Annotated in this window: 17 protein-coding genes and 1 pseudogene; 8 read left to right on the forward strand and 10 right to left on the reverse strand. The window is 68.6% G+C overall.

From position 1 onward, the window contains the following. Nucleotides 1-473 precede the first annotated feature (473 nt). From phoU to ACLJRM_RS41075, 5 genes are all read right to left on the reverse strand, one after another. Nucleotides 474-1,136 carry a phosphate signaling complex protein PhoU gene (phoU, locus tag ACLJRM_RS41055; protein ID WP_101611248.1) on the reverse strand — a complete coding sequence of 221 codons (663 nt, stop codon included), beginning with the start codon at nucleotides 1,134-1,136 and terminating at the stop codon, nucleotides 474-476. 80 nt (nucleotides 1,137-1,216) lie between these two features. Next, the gene (locus ACLJRM_RS41060) at nucleotides 1,217-2,620 is read right to left on the reverse strand and encodes an LCP family protein (protein WP_101613590.1); all 1,404 of its coding nucleotides are present in this window, start codon (nucleotides 2,618-2,620) and stop codon (nucleotides 1,217-1,219) included. 834 nt (nucleotides 2,621-3,454) lie between these two features. Continuing rightward, nucleotides 3,455-4,183: a GGDEF domain-containing protein gene (locus ACLJRM_RS41065; protein WP_101611247.1), complete on the reverse strand. Its 729-nt coding sequence runs from the start codon at nucleotides 4,181-4,183 to the stop codon at nucleotides 3,455-3,457. Nucleotides 4,184-4,248: 65 nt separating this feature from the next. Continuing rightward, on the reverse strand, nucleotides 4,249-4,860 hold the full coding sequence (idi, locus tag ACLJRM_RS41070) for an isopentenyl-diphosphate Delta-isomerase (RefSeq protein ID WP_410666126.1): 612 nt from the start codon (nucleotides 4,858-4,860) through the stop codon (nucleotides 4,249-4,251). A 58-nt stretch (nucleotides 4,861-4,918) separates the two neighbouring features. Beyond that, nucleotides 4,919-5,752 (reverse strand): alpha/beta fold hydrolase, encoded by an 834-nt coding sequence (locus ACLJRM_RS41075; protein WP_410666127.1) that lies wholly within the window; start codon nucleotides 5,750-5,752, stop codon nucleotides 4,919-4,921. Nucleotides 5,753-5,873: 121 nt separating this feature from the next. Between ACLJRM_RS41075 and ACLJRM_RS41080 the strand changes: the two genes are divergently transcribed. Next, nucleotides 5,874-6,158: a hypothetical protein gene (locus ACLJRM_RS41080; protein ID WP_410666128.1), complete on the forward strand. Its 285-nt coding sequence runs from the start codon at nucleotides 5,874-5,876 to the stop codon at nucleotides 6,156-6,158. 54 nt (nucleotides 6,159-6,212) lie between these two features. Here ACLJRM_RS41080 and dusB read toward each other — a convergent pair whose 3' ends face one another. Then, on the reverse strand, nucleotides 6,213-7,358 hold the full coding sequence (gene dusB / locus ACLJRM_RS41085) for a tRNA dihydrouridine synthase DusB (protein ID WP_410666129.1): 1,146 nt from the start codon (nucleotides 7,356-7,358) through the stop codon (nucleotides 6,213-6,215). Nucleotides 7,359-7,422: 64 nt separating this feature from the next. Then, on the reverse strand, nucleotides 7,423-7,929 hold the full coding sequence (locus ACLJRM_RS41090; protein WP_101611243.1) for an O-acetyl-ADP-ribose deacetylase: 507 nt from the start codon (nucleotides 7,927-7,929) through the stop codon (nucleotides 7,423-7,425). Nucleotides 7,930-8,148: 219 nt separating this feature from the next. Here ACLJRM_RS41090 and ACLJRM_RS41095 point away from each other — a divergent pair. Beyond that, a pseudogene (locus ACLJRM_RS41095) lies at nucleotides 8,149-8,261 on the forward strand (undecaprenyl diphosphate synthase family protein); the annotation flags it as partial. A 51-nt stretch (nucleotides 8,262-8,312) separates the two neighbouring features. Here ACLJRM_RS41095 and ACLJRM_RS41100 read toward each other — a convergent pair. Beyond that, a complete protein-coding gene (locus tag ACLJRM_RS41100) occupies nucleotides 8,313-8,687 on the reverse strand; it encodes a hypothetical protein (protein WP_410666130.1) in 375 nt (124 codons plus the stop codon). 115 nt (nucleotides 8,688-8,802) lie between these two features. On the opposite strand from ACLJRM_RS41100, the gene ACLJRM_RS41105 reads away from it, so the two are divergent. Together ACLJRM_RS41105 and ACLJRM_RS41110 are read left to right on the forward strand one after the other, a co-directional pair. Continuing rightward, complete coding sequence (locus ACLJRM_RS41105; protein WP_410666131.1) at nucleotides 8,803-10,797, forward strand: DUF2339 domain-containing protein; 1,995 nt, start codon at nucleotides 8,803-8,805, stop codon at nucleotides 10,795-10,797. 44 nt (nucleotides 10,798-10,841) lie between these two features. After that, nucleotides 10,842-11,243 carry a TIGR03667 family PPOX class F420-dependent oxidoreductase gene (locus ACLJRM_RS41110; RefSeq protein WP_101611241.1) on the forward strand — a complete coding sequence of 134 codons (402 nt, stop codon included), beginning with the start codon at nucleotides 10,842-10,844 and terminating at the stop codon, nucleotides 11,241-11,243. A 9-nt stretch (nucleotides 11,244-11,252) separates the two neighbouring features. Here the strand turns inward: ACLJRM_RS41110 and ACLJRM_RS41115 are convergent, their stop codons facing one another. Further along, nucleotides 11,253-11,807 carry a superoxide dismutase gene (locus ACLJRM_RS41115; protein ID WP_101611240.1) on the reverse strand — a complete coding sequence of 185 codons (555 nt, stop codon included), beginning with the start codon at nucleotides 11,805-11,807 and terminating at the stop codon, nucleotides 11,253-11,255. A 135-nt stretch (nucleotides 11,808-11,942) separates the two neighbouring features. On the opposite strand from ACLJRM_RS41115, the gene ACLJRM_RS41120 reads away from it, so the two are divergent. Both ACLJRM_RS41120 and ACLJRM_RS41125 read left to right on the forward strand, forming a co-directional pair. Next, a complete protein-coding gene (locus tag ACLJRM_RS41120) occupies nucleotides 11,943-12,905 on the forward strand; it encodes a DMT family transporter (RefSeq protein ID WP_410666132.1) in 963 nt (320 codons plus the stop codon). Continuing rightward, nucleotides 12,850-13,314, forward strand: a complete 465-nt coding sequence (locus tag ACLJRM_RS41125; RefSeq protein ID WP_101611238.1) for a DUF6328 family protein — start codon at nucleotides 12,850-12,852, stop codon at nucleotides 13,312-13,314. The genes ACLJRM_RS41120 and ACLJRM_RS41125 overlap by 56 nt, the downstream gene beginning before the upstream one ends. Here the strand turns inward: ACLJRM_RS41125 and ACLJRM_RS41130 are convergent, their stop codons facing one another. Next, the gene (locus ACLJRM_RS41130; protein ID WP_101611237.1) at nucleotides 13,315-13,860 is read right to left on the reverse strand and encodes a hypothetical protein; all 546 of its coding nucleotides are present in this window, start codon (nucleotides 13,858-13,860) and stop codon (nucleotides 13,315-13,317) included. Between the two features lie 77 nt (nucleotides 13,861-13,937). On the opposite strand from ACLJRM_RS41130, the gene ACLJRM_RS41135 reads away from it, so the two are divergent. Further along, on the forward strand, nucleotides 13,938-15,752 hold the full coding sequence (locus ACLJRM_RS41135; protein WP_410666133.1) for a LamG-like jellyroll fold domain-containing protein: 1,815 nt from the start codon (nucleotides 13,938-13,940) through the stop codon (nucleotides 15,750-15,752). Between the two features lie 187 nt (nucleotides 15,753-15,939). After that, complete coding sequence (gene helR, locus ACLJRM_RS41140; RefSeq protein ID WP_410666134.1) at nucleotides 15,940-18,144, forward strand: RNA polymerase recycling motor ATPase HelR; 2,205 nt, start codon at nucleotides 15,940-15,942, stop codon at nucleotides 18,142-18,144. The last annotated feature ends 36 nt before the right edge of the window (nucleotides 18,145-18,180 follow it).

Genomic DNA, 18,180 nt, shown 5'->3' on the forward strand with positions numbered 1-18,180 from the left:
CCCAGGCGATGGAAACCATGCAGAAGGACGCCGCCGTCCACGACAAGTACGCGGCCCACATACAGGAACTGGGGAAGCGGAGCAAGGAGGCGGGCGGCTGGCTGACCGGCAACACGACTGAGGAGCCGCTGATCCGGGCCACCGTGAGGCAACACCAGCCGGTTCGGGTGTCGCGAAAGCCACTTTCGCGACGTCTGATGTCCCGAAAGTGGCTTTCGCGACACAGCCTCCGGACCTGCAATCACTCGCACCCAGAATCCAGTAGGTACGTAAGACACTCCTGGTTCTAACCCGAATCGCCACTCACGACCACCTCGACCCAGGGCTCACGGCCACTCTCGTTCGTGCTCGCGCGTGACGCTCTTCCGCAAGCAGCCGTCTGCGTCCGGAGAGCGGAAGGGGCCCTTCACCGCGTGACATGCGGTGAAGGGCCCCTTCGTTACGTCTTATGCGGGGAAAGTCCCCTTCAGCTCCTAGAGCTCGTCCGGGCCGTAACCGGGCATCTTGCCGGTCACCACGAAGATCATCCGGCGCGCGACCGAGACGGCGTGGTCGGCGAAGCGCTCGTAGAAGCGGCCCAGCAGGGTGACGTCCACGGCCGCGGCGACGCCGTGGTCCCAGTCCCGGTCCATGATGACCGTGAACAGGTGCTTGTGGATCTCGTCGACCTCGTCGTCGTCCGACTCGATCGTGCGGGCGGCCTCGACGTCCTTGGACTTGATGACCTGCTCGGCCTGCCGGGCCAGCTTGACGGCCACCTCGCCCATCTTGGCGAAGTCGCCTCGCACGGCGTCGGGCAGGACGGGGTCCGGGTGACGGCGGCGCGCGGCCTTGGCCACGTGCAGCGCCAGATCGCCCATCCGCTCCAGGCTTTCCGCCGCGTGGATCGCGGCGAGGACGGTCCGGAGGTCGGTCGCGACGGGTGCCTGCAGGGCCAGCAGCGCGTACGCCTGCTCCTCGCATTCGGCGCGCGCGTCGTCGACCTTCGCGTCGTCGCTGATCACCTGCTCGGCGAGTCCGAGATCGACCTCGAGCAACGCCCGGGTCGCCCGTTCCATCGCGTCGGCGACCTGGAGCGACATGCTCGCTAGGTTCTCGGCGAGCTGTTCGAGTTCGACATGGTAAGCCTCACGCATGGCCCAACCCTACGGGGAACAGGGGCCAAAAGCCGCATCCCAGAGTGAACCTGACGTGAACCCGGACTAACGAATGATCCTCAGCCTGAGCTGCCGCTCTTCTTGGAGCCGCTGGTCTTGGCGGAGCCGGTCGGAGCGGTCTCCGTATCGCCCGCCGGGGGCGCCGGGGCCTTCTCTTCCAGCGGCGTGTTGTTGATCAACGCCTGGAAGAGCGTCTTCGATTTGCTCTGCAACAGCACTTCGTTGCCGCGCTTGTTCGCCTCTTCGGTGGTGGGCACGGTGAGGAACTTGACCTTGTCCGATCCCATCCCCTTCATCGACTTCGCCAGCGTCATCATCTGGTTGATGCCGAGGTTCTCGCCGAAGGTGGCCTTGGCGAACGCGTCGATGAAGCCGCTGAGCTTGCCGGTGTCCAGGATGACGTCCTTCGACATCACCGTCTTCAGCAGCGCGCCGAGGAAGGCTTGCTGCCGTTTGATCCGGCCGTAGTCCGACGTCGGGTCGCCCTTGACGTGCCGCGCCCGGACGTAGTTCAGCGCCTGGTCACCGGAGATCCGCACCTCGCCCGCCTGCGGGATGACCATGCCGAGGGTGTCGTCGTCGATGGGCTTCTCGTTGTAGACGGTGACACCCTGCACGGCGTCGACCATGGACTTGAAGCCGTTGAAGTCGATCCCCACGAAGTGGTTCATCTTCATGCCGGTGATCTGCTGGATGACCTTCGTGACGCACTGCGGGCCACCGACCGCGTAGGCGGTGTTCAGCTTCGTGATCTTCTGCGCGGGCGAGACCTTGTCCGAGTACGACGACGTCGCCGGATCCCAGCGCTTGCATTCGGGACGGCTGATCTCGAGGTCGCGCGGGAAGGACACCATGACGACGCGCTGCCGGTCGGCGGGGACGTGCGCGATCATGACCGTGTCCGAACGGGCGCCCGGGTTGCTTTCCGCGTCGCCGACGCCGTCTTCGGCGGCCGCGCCGTCACGGCTGTCGGAGCCGACCATCAGGAAGTTCTCGTCACCGGTCTGGCCCGCGGCGTCCTGGATGTCGGCCGAGTCCTCGTCGAGTGAGGCGACGTTGTTGAACTTCGCGTCGAACCAGGTCTGGGCACCCCACGCCGAACCGATGGACAGGAACACGAGCGCGGCCATCACGGCGGCCGAGATCCGGCCCGCCTTGGCCGCCTGCCTGGTCTTGCGTTCCTTCTTCTCCTGCAGGCGGGTCTGCGGAGACGACTGCTCGGCGCTCTCGGCCGGTTCGGCGTCCGTGGTCGTGACCACCCGCTGCAGGGCCGTGCGGGTCTGCTCCAGCAGCGCGGCAGGACGCGAGGCGAGCCGTTCGCGGCGCTCGCGCTTCTTGGCCTCTTCGGCTTCGAGCTCGTCGTGCGCGGCGGAGAACCGGGCGAGCGTGTGGTCGATCTTGCGCTTGGTGATCGTCGCGTCGTCGATCGCTTCGAGCTCGTCGGTCATCGTGAGCCGGTCCATCTCGGATCGCGGCGGGACGCCGGGCGAAAGGGACGGCGACTGCTGGACCGGCGGCTGGACCGGCGGCGGCTGGATCGGGCGCTGAACAGGGCGGCGAGGACGGCGCGGCGGTGCCGGCGCCGCGGGCTGCTGCTGCGCGCCCGGGTTCACCACCGGCGGACGGCGCTGCGTCGGCGCTTCCGGGCCGGGCGCGGCCTGCGTGGAGCGGCGCGGGAGGCGGGCACGAGGCGCGCGCGGGGCCTCGGCGGGCTGGGGGTTCCGCGGCGGCGTCTGTGCCTGCGGCGGAGCGGGATCGGCCGCGCGAGGCGCGGGCTGCTGCGGCTCGACAGGGGCAGCAGGGGCCGCCGGGCGGGGACGACGGGGCGCGGGCGCCTCCGCCCTGGCCGTGCGCGGACGGGGTCTCGGCGGCTCGGGCGTCGGCTCGTCCTGCCGGAGACGGCGCGGAGCGGGTGTCTCGGCGGCGGGGTCGAAGACCGGGCGTTCACCCGTATGACGTGCGACGACGTCGGAAACGCTGATCCCGCCGTGGGTGTCCATCGAGCGGCGGCGGCCGCCGCCGCTCTCACCGGCACTCCTGTCGGTGTGACTGTGGCGACCGGTTCCCGGGTTGTGGTGCTCGTCGGGCACTCGGTCTCCTTTCACAACTGGCGTCGAAGCTCTTTCGTTATCGTACGGACACCTCAGGTTCGTGACGACAACCATCCCGGAATTTTCTTCACCCAAGGTACCGATAAGCGCCGAACGGTCCATGCGATCGGGTGAGCGGTCCTGGTTAAAGCTGCGTTAAAAGGGAGGAACCGTTACGCAGAGTGCGACGGTTAACCGAGTGAGTGGCTAGGCGCCCGCGGACTCCGCGGCGTTCATCGTGTGGGGAATCATCTGCGACGATTCCTTATCGTGATAGGCCACTTTGTTCCGGCCTGCCCGTTTCGCCATATACAACAAAGCGTCGGCGCGGCGCAACTGCCGCTCGGGTTCCACCGTGCGATCCGGTTCCGCGTGAATCTCGTGCGCGAGCCCGACACTGATCGTCACCGAGAGGCCGGGCCGGATCCGCGGCCACGGATGGCGGGCCACCCGGATACGGGCGGTGTCGGCGATGCGCACCGCGCGTGCGGCGTCGACGTCCGGGATGACGAGCGCGAACTCCTCACCGCCGTAGCGAGCGCAGAAGGCCTCGGGCGGAAGCCCCTGTTGCAGCAGGTCGGCCACCTCGCGCAGCACCCGATCGCCCACCAGATGCCCGAAAGTGTCGTTGACGCCCTTGAACAGGTCGAGGTCCACCAGCGCGATCGCGATCCCCGGCGGGCCGCGGTGTTCGACGGCCGGGCCGTGCAGCCATTGGTCGAGGTAACGGCGGTTGTAGCTGGACGTCAGCGTGTCCCGCAGGCTGCCGGCACGGGCGAGGTCGAAGGCGGATTTGAGGTGGTGGTAGGCGCGTCGCCAGTCACCCTGGGTGGCGAGAACCCCGGCGATCGACTCGTGGAGGCTGAGCAGATCGGTACTCGGCGCGCCCGGTGGGAACGCGGCCTCGTCGTCGGCTACCACGTTCACCTCCGCCACGAATTGGTTTTCGTCGTATAGGAGGCGGCTCTTGAGGTATCGGTACGGTCCGAAGTGAATATCGCTCAAGTGGACGACGGTTTCGCACCATTGTCACGCACCGAAGTGCCGTTCTGTATGGCCGAAAACGGCTCGACGTCTTTGAGCTGCGAAAACTGATCTTTCGCCCAGTAACTCACGTCTGTCACATCATCATTCAGCAACAGTGCGTAATCACTCCAGCTCAGCCACCGCCAGTCGCCGACTTCGTCCGGATGCGGTTCCGGGTCTTCGTCGACCCAGGCCACGAAGACCGGGCAGAACTCGTTCTCGACCACGCCCTCGAACGGTGGTGTCCGGTAGCGGTACGCCGGAAGGACGCACCGGAGCCCGTCCAGCCGGGGAAGCCCGAGCTCGAAGGCGGCGCGGCGCCGGACGGCCTCCTCGATCGGTTCACCCGGTGCGGGGTGCCCGCAGACACTGTTGGTCCATACCCGCGGCCACACCTTCTTCGACGCGGCGCGGCTGGTGATGAGCAGGGCCTGGTCGCTGCTGCGCAACAGATAGCAGGAGAACGCCAGGTGCAGCCGGGTGTTCTCGTGGTGCGCGGACAGTTTGGGCGCGGTTTCGCCGGTCGGCTCGCCGTCCTCGGTGACATAGACGATACGTTCGGTGTCCACTTCGGTCGCGTTGTTCACCGGACCCACTGAACCAGCAGGCTCGCTGTAACCGGTACCGCGACCAGAGTTACCCCTGTTAGTGGGACGAGAGGTGCTCCACTAGCAAAGAAGTGACGGCCTCGGGTGCCTCTTCCACCACCCAGTGGGAGGCGTCCTCGATCATCTCGAAGCGGTACGGGCCGGTGACGCGGTTCGCGGTGTCGAGCGCGGCCGTCGAACCGAAGGCGGCGTCCTCGGTGCTCCAGATGTAGAGCGTCGGGACCTCGATCGGCCCGATCTTCCCGCCGGGACGGCCGGCGCGGTACCAGTTGAGCGCCGCTGTCAGCGCGCCCGGTTCGGACAGTCGCCGGACGTACTCGTCGATCTTGCTCGGCGACACCTTCCAGTCGAAGATGCGGCGCAGCGCGTCGGCGTTGTTCTCGAGCATCCGCCGTTCGGTGACGCGGGTCTGCCGCCACTCGGTCATGTACCCCGAACGGAGATGCTGGTCCTCGTCGGTCTTCATGGCCTCCGCCAGCGCCGCCGGATGCGGCGTCGAAACGACGGCGAGACTGCGGAGCCTGCCGGGATGCGCGTCGGCCGTCCACCACGCGACGGCGCCGCCCCAATCGTGTCCGACGAGATCGAATTCGTTCCACCCCAAACGATCCGCGATCGCGAGGACGTCACCGACGAGTTCGTCGATACCGTATTCGGAGGCCTGTTCCGGCCGGACGTCCGGCGAGTAGCCGCGCTGATCCGGTGCCACCGCGCGATATCCGAGCAAGCCGAGCGTCGCGACCTGGTGCTCCCATTCGACCGCGGCCTCGGGAAAACCGTGCAGCAGCAGGACAGGGCGGCCGTCTTCGGGGCCGGCCGCGATGGCGTCGAAGGTACCGGCCGCGGTCGGGATGCTCAGCTGCTCGATCACGACGACGACTTTACGGGGGCGGTTTCGGGCGACCGGCGAGGGATTGACGGCGTGTGTCCGATTCCCTTCTAATGATCACCGCGGCCGGCTCTCGGCCGCACTGGGGAAACTGGGGTAGTACATGTCGAACAGCTGGAGGCGCCGGCTCGCCGCCGGCGCCGCTTCCGTCGCGCTCGCGGGCGGAATCGGTGTCACCACGGCGAATGTCGCGGTGGCCGAAGGAACACCTGTTTCGATCGCGGGGGTCTGTGACGGAAATCCCGGGTGTCAGCTCGGGCCGTTCTCGACTCTGAGCAGTTGTCAGATCGAACAGAGCAATATGGCCCGGTACTACACGATCACCATGCGGTGCTTCGAGGTCGACCACGGCCAGTGGAAGTTCGCCTACAAGACCAGGGGCACCTGAGTCGTGAACGAAGACGCTCCCGCCCGCACGGCCGGCGGGAGCGTTTTTCGTTGTCTAGCCCCCCGAGTGCATGTCCTCGGCCTCGGGGACGCAGTCGTCGTCCGGATCGTCGAGCCAGCCGTGCGGCAGCGTGACCTTGCCCGGCGATCCCTGCCGCCCGCGCGGACCGGTGGCCGCGCTGGGGAACGGCGCGTCGTGGTCGAGCTGGGCGATCAGGTCGTCGAGCTGGTCCAAACTGGACAGCATCGCGAAACCGCGGCGAAGTTCGGAGCCGACCGGGAAACCCATGAAGTACCAGGCCATGTGCTTGCGGATGTCGCGCATGGCCTTGTCGTGGCCGTCGTGTTCGACGAGCAGTTCCGTGTGGCGGCGCAGTACCTTGGCGACCTCGCCGAGATTCGGCGGTGTGGGCTGCGCGCGCCCGGCAAAGGCGGCTTCCAGTTCGCCGAACAGCCACGGCCTGCCCAGGCAGCCTCGACCGACCACGACGCCGTCGCAGCCGGTCTCGTCGACCATGCGCAGCGCGTCCTCGGCCGAGAAGATGTCGCCGTTGCCGAGCACCGGGATGCTCGTGACCGCTTCTTTGAGGGCGGCGATCTTCGTCCAGTCGGCCTGACCGGAGTAGCGCTGCGCGGCGGTGCGCGCGTGCAGGCTGACCGCCGCGGCGCCCTCGGCCTCGGCGATGCGTCCGGCGTCGAGGTACGTCAGGTGGTCGTCGTCGATGCCCACGCGGAACTTGACCGTGAACGGCACGCCCGCCTCGGCCGCGGCCTTCGCCGACTCGCGCACGATGTCGGCGAACAGCTTGCGCTTGAACGGCAAGGCAGCGCCGCCGCCCTTGCGCGTCACCTTCGCCACCGGGCAGCCGAAGTTGCTGTCGATGTGGTCGGCGAGACCCTCGCCGGTGATGATGCGGACGGCTTCGGCCATCGTCTTGGGGTCGACCCCGTAAAGCTGCATGGACCTGGGCTTTTCGTTCTCGCCGAAGGTCATCATGTGCATGGTGCCGGGGTGGCGCTCGACCACCGCGCGGGCGGTGATCATCTCGCAGACGTAGATGCCCGCGCCGTACTCCTGGCACAGCTGCCGGAAGGCGACGTTGGTGATGCCCGCCATGGGAGCGAGCACGACCGGGGGATCGACCTCGTAGGGGCCGATCTTCAGGCTGGGCTTGCTCAGGGTGGCTGTCACGTCCTCCATTGTCGCTGATGACCTAGGTCACGTGGTGAGCGTGTCGGCATACGGTGCGATCGCCTCGTCAGTTTCACGGCCGCTTGGCCGCGGCGGCGGTGAGGAGCTCGTAGGTCTCTTCGTCGAAGGCGACCAGGCGGATCAGCTCGACCGCCGTCGGCGTCTCGCGCAGCGTGCGGACCGCGATCCTCGCGGCCTGATCCGGCGGGTAGCCGTAGATTCCGGTCGAGATCGCCGGGAAGGCGATACTGCGTACCCCTAGCTCGTCCGCGACCGTGAGGCTGCGGCGATAGCACGACGACAGCAGGTCGGCCTCGCCATAGGTGCCGCCGTCCCAGACGGGGCCGACGGTATGGATGACGTGTTTGATCGGCGCGAGGCCGAACGCGGGTGTCGCCTTGGCGTCCCCCGGTTCGCAGGGGGCGATCACGCTGCCGGCCTCGGCCAGTTCGGGACCGGCCGTGCGGTGAATCGCCCCATCCACACCGCTGCCGCCCAGAAGCGACTCGTTCGCCGCCGTCACGACTGCGTCGACATGCTCGTGCGTGATGTCACCGAGTACCACCTCGATTGTGGTCATGCCCCGATCCTGCCGTACCGCCGGTGTCGGCAGCTCGAGGTTTCTCGCCGCGCGAACAAGACCCGAGTTCCTGTGACGTGCGTAAGGCCAGGGTCCCGGTATTCCCCGGGTGCACCTGGCCTCGCGGCTCGTGTGATGCCCACGGCATCGCACTCTTGGTCACCGGGAAACCGCTCCGGTGACACGTCGACGGTAACCGAATTCGGTAGCACGGAAGCCGTTTCCGTGGACTCACTTTCCTCCCACCTCTACACAGCGGGTAGTCCGGAGCTGGACCTGATCATCCGGACCAGCGGCGAAGTCCGTCTTTCCGGTTCCTCCTCTGGCAGGCAGGCGCTCCGCGTCTACGCGGCCAAGAGCTCACCCCTTCGTAACGCCTGTCGTCAGGTCGGCCACTTCGGTCCACCAAGCGGGGCGACCACGGACCACGCCCTCGTCCCCTTGACGCGGGTCCCGTCGATGTAGGTCAAACTGCTGGCGACGACCACGCCCGTGTGGTCCGGCGACCTCAGTTCGATCCGCAGGTAGGGGAATCTGTACCGCTCGCTCTGGAGAACCTCGTCTTCGGCTCGGTAGACCGTCAGCTCGGGAAAGTCGAGTCTGTCGAAGTGCACCGATCGGACGGCTTCGAAGTAGAGCTCGACCGGGGTCTCGTCCGGCGGGAATCTCGACCGGAGTATCAGCTCCGAGTGTCCCGCGCCGTAGCTCCACAGCTGGAAATGGCGAGACGAGCTGAACAGCGTGTCACCCGGGTTCATCAGACCAGTATGGAGAAACCGCCGGGTGGCCGGCGACCGATGATCTTGCAGGTCGCGACCACATCGTCATCACGATTGAGTAGTGCTACGGATCCCGCGGCGGCCCTGAAGCCGCATGCTGTTCGCCATGACCACCGATGGGGATGTGCTCCTCAGGCTCGCCGGGGAGATCGACGACCTTGGGGCCCGCCTCGCGCGGGTCGGTACGGAGCTGCGGACCGCCCGGTCCGAAGCGGAACCGACGCACGAAGAGGCGCCTGAGCAGGCGCCCAAGGAGCAGGCCGAGCAGCCCGCCGAGCCGCAAACGCCACCGCAGGCGCAGCAGGCCCCGACGCCGCCCGCGCAGCCGCAACCAGCCCAACCGCAGGTGCCGCCCCTCCAGGCCCAGCCGCACCAGCAGCCTCAGCCCCAGATCCCGCAGCAGCCGTACCCGCGGTACTTCACGCACCCGCAGCACCCGCAGCACCCTCAGTACCAGGCCCAGTACCAGCAGGCCCAGTACGCGCAGTGGCAGCAGCAGAACCGCCAGCAGTACCCGCTGCCCCCGCAGCAGCCGTACCGCCCGTATCAGCCGGTCCCGAGGACCACGCTGTCCGAGAAGCTGAGCAAGGAGGGCGCCGGCAGCAGGCTGCTGGCCTGGGTCGGCGGCGCGGTCACGTTGCTCGGCATCGTGCTGTTCCTCGTGCTCGCCATCCAGCGCGGCTGGTTCGGACCGCTGCCGCGGGTGATCGGGGGCGCCGTCCTCGGCCTCACGCTGGTCGGGATCGGCCTGAAGCTGCACCGCACCCCGGCGGGCCGCACCGGCGCGTTCGCGCTCGCCGCGACCGGGATCGGGGCGTTGTACCTCGACGCCATCGCCGCGACGACGATGTACGAGTACCTCCCGGCCTACGCCGGTCTCGCGATCGGGCTCCTGATCGCGGTGGGCGGGTTGCTGCTGGCCGTGCGGTGGAAGTCGTCGCTGCTCGCGACGGCCGTCGTGCTCGGCTGTGTGGTCTGCGCGCCGTTGATCACGCAGGGTTTCACCCCCGAACTGGTCGCGTTCCTGCTGGTGGTCCAGGTCGCCTCGACGCCGGTGCAGCTGCGCCAGTCGTGGCCGTCGGTCGCGGTCGCCGCCGGGATCCCGCCGCTGGTCGCGTCGATCTTCAGCACGGCGTTCACCGGCTTCGGCGGCAGCGTCGCCAACACCGCCGCCGCGCTGGCCGCGGGTGCCGTCGGACTCACGCTCGCCCTGATCGTCACCACCAAGCGTCCCGGTGACGCCGCCGCGCTCGCCCTGCTCGCCGTCGCACCGGCGCCGTCGTTGCTCGCCGCGCTGTTCCTGCCGAAGACGTCGGCCGTGCTCGTCACCGCGTCGGTCGCGCTGGTGCTGCTGGGCGTGTGGGCGGCGGGCCAGTGGCTCAACGGCTGGACCGGCGACCTCGCGGGCGCCGCGGGGCTCCTCGCGGCCTTGCAGACGACGATGACGCTCTTCGACGGCAGCGCCCGTTCGGCGATCCTGATCGGCGAAGGGGTCTTGCTGGCCCTGGTCGCGTTGTGGACGAAGAAGCACGTCGCGCTCTTCGGCGGGCTGGGCTTCGCCGTCATCGGCGGGTTCATCGCGCTCGCCTTCGACGTTCCGCCGACGCTCTTCTTCTTGATCAGGAACCGGCCTGACGCCAACCTCGCCGCCGCCCTGCTGGTCGCCGTCGCGATCGTGGCCGTCTCGATCACGCTTCCGTGGGTCGCGCACCGGCTCGGGCTGTTCAAGACCGCGTCGGAGAACGTGGCGCCGTGGCTCTTCGCCGGGGTCTGCGCGCTCTACGGCGCCGGCGCGATGGTCCTGTGCGGCGCGCTGCTGGCCGTCCCCGGCCGTTCGGGTTTCCTTGTCGGCCACGTGGTGATCACGGTGTCCTGGACGGTCGCCGCGCTCGTGCTGCTCATCCGCGGCATCTCGGTGGTCGGCCTGCGGGTGACCGGTCTGGTGCTGGTCGGCGCGGCGGTGCTGAAGCTGGTCCTGTTCGACCTCTCCGCGCTCGACGGCCTCGCCAGGGTCGCGGCCTTCCTTCTCGCCGGTCTGGTGCTGCTCGGCGCCGGGACGCGCTACGCCAAACTCGTCGCGTCTCGCTGAGGCGGACACGGAAGAAATACCGGCGGGTCGTGGTTGGTCGGTTCATGACCTACCAACCCGACCCGCGCCTCGCCGAGCGGGCGAAGGAGAGCGTCGCCTGGCTGACCACCATCAGCCCGAAGGGCAGGCCTTCGCCTCGCCCGGTGTGGTTCGTGCTCGACGGTGAAGACATCGTCATCTTCAGCCGGCCGGACACGGCGAAGACCCGGCACATCGAAGCCAACCCCGAGGTCAGCCTCCACTTCAACAGCGACGAGCACGGCGGCTCGATCCTGGTGATCGGCGGCAAGGCCGAGATCCTGCCGGACGGTGTCGCGTCAGAGCAGCCTGGCTTCCTCGGCAAGTACGAGAAGCACTACCCCGCGCTCGACTACGACACCCCGAAGTTCGACAGGGAGTACAACGTCCGGATCAGGATCCGGCCGGAGCGCACCTGGGGGTTTTAGAAAACACGGCTAGAAGTCGACCGTCACGCACGCCAGCCGTGCGCCCGCCGTCCCGGCGTGACCCGGGTCGGTGTGCGTATGCGTTTCGTGGATCACGATCGACTTGGCCCGCCGGGCGTCGAAAGTCCAGTCCACTTTGGACACGGAGGCGCCGCGGCCGGCGGCGTCGGTGGTGAGGTCGAGCCAGATCTCGTTGCGGGGGTTGGCATAGGCGGGATCCACCGACGGCTTCACCGGGTCTTCGACGTTCTGGTGGTGCGGGCCCGCGAGGTCTCCGGTGGCACCGCACGGTTTCGTGTGCGCGTGCGCGCCGTATTCCCGGTTGGGCAGCAGGCCGGTCACGAGGACCGCGGTCGAGGTGCCGTAAGCCTTCGAGGTCAACCCGAAGACGTGCGCGCGGGCACCGGGCGGGACCAAGTCCGGTTTGTAGACCGTGAGGCCGCTCTTGGCGGTGATGACGTGCACCCGGGAACCGGGGGCGGCGGCGGTGGCGGGCCCGGCGCCGGAGGTGAAGGCCAAGGCGGCGGCGGACAGGACAAGGGTGACTAAGGGGACAGGGCGCATGCGCCCTGCTTAGTCCGCAAGACATCGGGCACGCCAGAGCGGTCACTCGGTCGGGCGATCATTCTCAAACTATGAGCACAGTGCGCGCGCCAGCGTCCGTTGAGGGCGGCGGCGGGGGCATGGATGGAAGGGTAAGTGAGTACTAATCCTCCGGATCGCACTTGGCTGGTCGCGGTCGCGGCCGCACTTTGGGGCACAGACGGACTTCTGCGGCTTCCGCTCGCCGAAGCGCTCCCCGCGGCCACCGTCGTCTTCTGGGAGCACTTGCTGGTGGTGCTCGTGTTGAGTCCCCTCATCCCGGGCGCCTTCCGCGCGCTGCGCCGGGTCGGACCGCGGGAGTGGCTGGCCGTGCTCGCCATCGGCGGCGGTTCTTCCGCGCTCGCGACGGCGATGTTCACCGCGGCCTTCAAACTGGGCGACCCCGTGACGCCGTTGGTGCTGCAGAAGCTTCAGCCGGTGTTCGCCGTTCTGGCGGCGTATTTCGTCCTCCGCGAGCGGGTCCGCCCCGGATACGCCTTCTTCGCGATCCCGGCGCTGCTGGGTGCGTGGCTGCTGGCGTTCAAGGATCCGCTGAACATCCAGGTCGCCGCCGCGAAGGCGGCGCTGCTGGCGATCGGCGCGGCGGCGTTGTGGGCGGCGGGAACGGTGCTCGGCAGGATGCTCTCCACCGAGCTGGCGCCGAAGGAGGTCACCACACTTCGCTTCACCGTCGGGCTTCCGGTCGCGGCGGGGATCGTGGCGGTCCAGGGCGGCGGGTTCGCGGTCGGCTGGGACAACGCGCTCGGCCTCGTCCTGCTCGCGCTGGTTCCCGGTCTGCTGGCGCTGAGCCTGTACTACGTGGGCCTGCGGTCGACTCCCGCCGCCAGGGCGACGTTGGCGGAGCTGGCTTTCCCTGTCACCGCGGCCGTTATCGGCGTATCGTTCCTGAACGCGCATTTGTCCGGTACGCAGTGGTTCGGCCTCGCCGTCGTGGTCGTATCGGTGACTTCGCTCGGCTGGCACGAAAAAGTCAGGCGTCAACCGATGGTCTTGGAGCCGCCGCATGGTCGAGCACACCGAAGAGACGAAGAACGAGCGCCTGACCCGCAACGTCAGTGAACTCCTGCAGGAGCTCCGGGTCGCTCAGGCCGGTGTCCAGATCCTCTTCGGGTTCCTGCTCACGGTGGTGTTCACCGACGAATTTCACGAGGCGAGCGGATTCGAGAAGTCCGTTCACCTGGTGGCCGTCCTGCTCACGGTGTGCTCGACAGTGTTGCTGACGGCGCCGGCCGCGTGGCACCGGCTGCTGTTCCGCACCGGGAACCGTGAGCGGATCCTCACCTTCGGCAACCGGTCCGTCCTGGTCGGGCTCGGCTGCCTCGCGGCCGCGATCACCACGACCGTCGCGCTCATCGCCAAGGTCGTCTTCGGACCGATCGCGATGACGATCCTCGGCGTGGTGACGGCGGTGCTGTTCGTCGTCCTGTGGTTCGTCGTGCCGAAGCTGATCGACCGGAACGGCGACTGATCAGCTCCGCGCGCGGACCGGGGTGTCGTCCGGCAGGCCGAACGCGGCGGCCGACACCGTCTTCGGGTCGTCCGGGCTCGCGCCGTGGATCACCCGGCGCGCGCCGATCCACGAGAACATCGCCTTGACCGAAGGCGAGTAGCCCGCCCCGTCCTCCGCGAGTTTCCGGTCGAGCACGCGGTACCCGGACGGTGTGCGCTCGACGAGATAGACCATCGGCTGCCGTCGGAATCCGCTGCCGACGACGAGCCCGCCGCCTTCTTTCGTGACCTCGTCGCAGCTCGCGACCAGGCCGATCTTGACGCGCTCCCCGTCCGGCCGGGTCTCGATCACCTTCTGCGTGCACACCCAGCGGACATCCGGGAAGCCGGTGGCCGCGAGCGTCCCCGCCCAGAGCTTCGCGCGCAGATGCTCGTCGATCGGCGGCAGCGCCTCCCGGGCGACGGCGTCGTCCACCGCGGGCATCTCGTCCACGATCCACCAGGTCGCCGCGGCCACCACCACACCGACCCCGGCGAGTACGGGCCAGCGTTTGACGTTCCCCATGAGACGAAGCTACCGAGCGGAGCAAGTGTTCATCCGCGGTTCGAGACGCGTTGCCCACGGATGCGTAGGTTGCGGCCGTGAACGACTCCTCCAGACGGACCTTCCTGCGCGGCGCGGGCCTGCTCGGCGCCGGTGCGGCGGTGTCCGCGTTGCCCGCGCTCGGTGCCCCGGCGGCCTCCGCGTCCTTCGGCCATCACGGCCCGGACGCCGAAGACGCTTGCTTCATCCTCGCGGTCCTGCCCGACACCCAGTACCTCTTCGACGCCGACCGCGGTGACCCCGCGCCACTGGACGCCACGCTGCGCCACGTCACCGGCGGCGACGAGAACATCGTGTTCCTGGCGCATCTCGGCGACCTCACCGAGAACGGGCAGCAGGGCGAGTTCGACCAGATCAGCCGGTCTTTCCAGCATCTCGACCGCCGCCGGTTCCCGTACAGCACGCTCGCGGGCAACCACGACATCAAGTCCTCGACCGACGACCAGCGCGGCCGCACGCCGTACCTCGACGCGTTCGGCCCGCAGCGGCAACGCGGTTCACGGACCTTCCGCGGCGCGAGCCCGGACGGCTACAACAGCCACCACGTCTTCCGGGCCGGCGGGCGCGAGTGGCTGCTGCTCGCGCTCGACTGGCGGCCGTCGGCGGGCGGGCTGGAGTGGGCGCGGTCGGTGCTCGCGCGGAACCCGCGGCTTCCGGCGATCCTGACCATCCATGAATTGGTATGGGCCGACGAGGCGGGTCAGGCTCAGCTTTCCGAGTTCGGGCAGAAGGTCTGGGACGAGCTGATCGACGGGAACGACCAGATCTTCCTGACGCTCAACGGGCACTACTGGCCGCCGGGCCGCGCGGTGAAGCGCAACAAGGCGGGCAACGACGTCCATTTGCACATCACCAACTACCAGGACCGCTACTACGGCGGCAGCGCGATGATCCGGCTCTACCGGTTCGACCTCACGCGGAACGTGATCGACGTCCGCACGGTCTCGCCGTGGCTCGCCGACCAGGCGCCGAGGCTGAACGAGTTGCAGCGGCAGGAAATCGAACGCACCGGCCCGGCGGACTACTTCAGTCTGGAGGTCGATTTCGAGACGAGGTTCGCCGGTTTCGCGCCGGTCCCGGTCCCGCCCGCGCGGCCCGCCGAACGGCAACTGATCCGCGGGACCGTGGCGTACTGGCGGTTCGAAGGCCGTGACGGCGCACCGGTCGACAGCGTCCGCGACCTGTCCGGCAGGGGCAACGACCTGGTCCGGGTGACCCTGCCCGGCAGTGCCGCGGGCGCGCTGCGGTTCTCCGGCGAGTTCTCCGGGCGGCAGCCGTCGAGGTCGAGCCTCCGGTTCGACGGCGGCAAGAAACCGGCTCGCGGGGCGTATCTGCGCACGGCGGACTCCGCGCCGATGAACGCGGAGGCGTTCGCGCGCGGCTACACCGTCGAAGCGTTCGTGAAGCTGCCCGAGGATTTCAAGGACGGCGGCCACGCGTGGGCCGCGATCTTCGGCAGGCAGGGTGCCGGCGGGAAGGCGGGGAAGACCGGCGACGATCCCGGCGAGCCCGCGGCCACACTGTCCCTTTCGGACGGTGCGGCGTTCCAGTGGGCGGTGTTCCCGGTGAACCAGAACGGGATCTCCACCTGCTGGGGCCACGAACTGGCGTTGAAGGAATGGATCCACGTCGCCGCCGTCAACGACGGCAGGCGGACGACGCTTTACGTCGACGGGTGTCCGGTGTTGCGGAATCCGAAGACGACGGCGGCGGGGATCGCGAATCCCGGCGGCTCCTGGCTGATCGGCGCCTACGCCTACGACTCGATCGTCGAGCAGGCGTTCCACGGCTGGCTGGGCGACGTCCGCGTGGTGGGGCGGGCGCTGGAACCCCGCGAGTTCATGCTCGGCTGAGTGGTTCGAGGCAACGCGGATCGTGCGCGGTAATGGCGGGCTGTGGTTCCCATTATCGCGCACGATCATTTCCGGAGTGATACCGGGTCCCTCTTGACAGGTGGTGGACAATAAAAAATCGGCGCCTGATCAGGAATGCTGATCTGAACGCCGAATACCTGAGTAGTCTAAACGCTGTGAGGGGAACTTGTCAAATCAGGGGTACGACGAGGAATTGCGATCCGAACGGGAGTACATCGCGTCGCTCTACGAGCGGCTGGACACCGAACGTACGCGGGTGGGCGAAGCGTATGCCGGTGCCCTGCGGGGAGAAGGCTTCGTGCTGTCCGACCGGGAAGTCTCCGTCAGCACGAAAGCCCGCGAGATGGCCAGGCTGAAGATCGCCGACGAGGGCCTTTGTTTCGGCCGTTTGGACGCCCTTTCGGGAGGGCGGACGTACGTCGGCCGGGTCGGCCTTTTCGACGAACGGAACGACTACGAACCTTTGGTGCTGGATTGGCGGGCACCGGCGTCGCGCGCGTTCTACTGCGCGACCGGCGCGTCCCCCGAAGGAATGGTGCGACGCCGTCAGTTCCGCACCCTCGGGCGTAAGGTCCTCGATTTCACCGACGAGGTCTTCGGGCGTCCGGATCCGGCGGGGGAACGGGGTGACGTCGCGCTGCTGGCCGCGGTCAACGCGCCGCGCGGCGAGGGGATGCGGGACATCGTCGCGACCATCCAGGCGGAGCAGGACGAGATCATCCGGCTGGACCACGCGGGCGTCCTCGTGGTGGAGGGCGGCCCCGGCACCGGCAAGACCGCGGTGGCGCTGCACCGCGTGGCGTACCTGCTCTACACGAAGCGGGAGCGCATGGAACGCCGCGGCGTGCTCGTCGTCGGGCCGAGCAGTGGCTTCCTCGACCACATCGGCCGAGTCCTGCCGTCGCTCGGCGAGACCAGTGCCGTCTTCACGACGCCGGGAGGCCTCGTCCCCGGCCTGCGCACCGAACGCGAGGACCCGCCGCCGGTGCAGCGGCTCAAGGGCTCGCTGGCGATCCTGGACGTGCTCGAGGCGGCGGTGCGGGACCGGCAGGAACTGCCCTCCGAACCGGAGCCGATCGAACTCGACGACGTCACCGTGCCGCTCGACGCCGAGATCGCGGCGGCCGCGCGCGAGGTGGCCAGGGACAGCGGCCTGCTGCACAACGAGGCGAAGGCCGTCTTCGAACGCGAGGTGATCACCGCGCTCGCGGCCCGCGCGGTCGATCGGATCGGGGCGGGCTGGCTGCCGGTGGACGACGGGAACACCCGCCCGGAGATGCTGAAGAACGTCCGGCGCGATCTGGAGGGCAGCGTGGGGCTCGGCACGGTGCTCGACCGTCTGTGGCCGGTGCTGACGCCGCAGCGGCTGCTAGCCGGCCTCTACGCCTCGCCGGAGCGGTTGCGGGCGGCAGGGGCCGATCCGGCGCTGTTCCGCGAGGACGCGGCCGCGTGGACGGTGTCCGACGTGCCCCTGCTGGACGAGGCCGTCGAACTGCTCGGCTGGGACCGCACGGCCGAGCGGCGGGCGGAGGAGCGACGGCAGCTGGCGCAGAAGGAGTACGCCGAGCGGGTGCTGGAACTCATCGAGGTCGAAGAGGATCACGACGACTACGAGTTCGCGCTCCGGCCGACCGATGTGCTGAAGGCCGAGGATCTGGCGGAGCGGTTCGCGAAACGCGACGATCGGGATCTGGCCGAGCGCGCCGCCGCCGACCGGGAATGGACCTACGGGCACGTCGTCGTCGACGAGGCGCAAGAACTGTCCGAAATGGACTGGCGGGTTCTGATGCGGCGTTGCCCCAGCCGGTCTTTCACCGTGGTCGGGGATCTCGCGCAGCGCCGGTCGCCGTCCGGCGCGCGGTCGTGGGACGCGATGCTCTCCCGGTACGTCGCCGACCGCTGGCTGTACCGGAAGCTGACCGTCAACTACCGGACGCCGTCGGAGATCATGGCGGTGGCGGCTTCCCTGCTGGCGAGTTTCGCGCCCGACGTCGTTCCGCCGGAATCCGTGCGCTCGTGCGGCGTTCGGCCCTGGGCCCGTCGACTGTCCGAAGTGGACATCGAAGACGCCGTCGCGGAGTTCACCCGCGAGGAATCGGGGCGGGAGGGGACGTCCGTGGTCATCGGGCCGCCGGGTGTGCCGGGAGCGATCGTGCCGTCCGCGGCCAAGGGGCTGGAGTACGACGCCGTGCTGGTGGTGGAGCCGGAGCGGATCCTCGCGGAAGGCCCGAGCGGCGAGGCGGAACTGTACGTCGCGCTGACGCGGGCGACGCAGCGGCTCGGGGTGCTGTACAGCGGTTCGCTGCCGAAGGTCCTCCGCGGTCTCGAATCCGGACGGCGGACTCCGGACGCGTATCTGCGTTGCGTCTAGCCTTCCGCGCGTGCAATGAAAGGCCCGTTACTTGCA

It is taken from the genome of Amycolatopsis sp. lyj-84 (assembly GCF_046549075.1).
Lineage (GTDB): Bacteria > Actinomycetota > Actinomycetes > Mycobacteriales > Pseudonocardiaceae > Amycolatopsis.